1 protein-coding gene is annotated in these 1,193 nt (G+C 70.7%); it reads right to left on the bottom strand.

Going from position 1 to position 1,193, the window contains the following annotated elements:
• On the bottom strand, positions 1–1,193 hold a 1,193-nt coding region (locus ACFV0T_RS42155), incomplete at both ends, for a maltotransferase domain-containing protein (RefSeq protein ID WP_385790855.1).

Below are 1,193 nucleotides of genomic sequence, written 5' to 3'. Positions count from 1 at the left end.
CGCCGCCGGATGTCGTTGAGGCGGGTGATGAGGGGGGCGATGGTGCGGCCCTCGCGGGCGGCGGCGTCCCAGTCGCGGGGGCGGAGCTGGTATTTCTCGGAGTCGAGGTATTCCTCGCTGCCGGGGCGCAGGGGGGTGTTCTCGCACAGTTCGTAGCCGCTGTAGATGCCCCAGGTGGGGGAGAGGGTGGCGGCGAGGACGGCGCGGGTCTCGAAGGCGGGGCGGCCGCCGTGCTGGAGGTGGGCGTGCAGGATGTCGGGGGTGTTGGCGAAGAAGTTGGGCCGCATGTAGGCGGCGGTCTCGCCGGCGAGTTCGGTGAGGTACTCGGTGAGTTCCTCTTTGGTGTTGCGCCAGGTGAAGTAGGTGTAGGACTGCTGGAAGCCGATCTGGCCCAGGGTGCGCATCATGGCGGGGCGGGTGAAGGCCTCGGCCAGGAAGATCACGTCGGGGTCGGTGCGGTTGACGTCGGCGATGACGCGTTCCCAGAAGACGACGGGTTTGGTGTGGGGGTTGTCGACCCGGAAGATCCGCACGCCGTGGCTCATCCAGTGGCGCAGGAGGCGGACGGTCTCGGCGACGAGGCCGTCCAGGTCGGCGTCGAAGGCGACGGGGTAGATGTCCTGGTACTTCTTGGGCGGGTTCTCCGCATAGGCGATGGTGCCGTCGGCGCGGTGGTGGAACCACTCGGGGTGTTTGTCGACCCAGGGGTGGTCGGGGGAGCACTGCAGGGCGAAGTCGAGGGCGATCTCCAGGCCGGCCTCGGCGGCCCGGGCGACGAACCAGTCGAAGTCCTCGAGGGTGCCCAGGTCGGGGTGGACGGCGTCGTGTCCGCCCTCGGGGGAGCCGATCGCCCAGGGCACGCCGACGTCCTGGGGTCCGGCGGAGAGGGTGTTGTTGGCGCCTTTGCGGAAGGTGGTGCCGATGGGGTGGATCGGCGGCAGGTAGAGGACGTCGAAGCCCATCGCGGCGATCGCGGGCAGCCGGCGGGCGGCGGTGCGGAAGGTGCCGTGCGGGGTGGTGGGGGTGCCCTCGGAGCGGGGGAAGAACTCGTACCAGGAGCCGTACAGGGCCCGTTCCCGCTCGACCAGCAGCGGCAACGGTGCCGAGGCGGTGAGCAGTTCACGGACCGGGTGACGGGCCAGGACCGCGTCCACCTCCGGCGTCAACGCCGCCGCCAGCCGGGACGCGGCCGG

Origin of the sequence: Streptomyces sp. NPDC059582, assembly GCF_042735715.1 — a bacterium.
Lineage (GTDB): Bacteria > Actinomycetota > Actinomycetes > Streptomycetales > Streptomycetaceae > Streptomyces.
The sequence above is the reverse complement of the archived record's forward strand: the minus strand, read 5'-3'. Positions and strand labels throughout refer to the sequence as shown.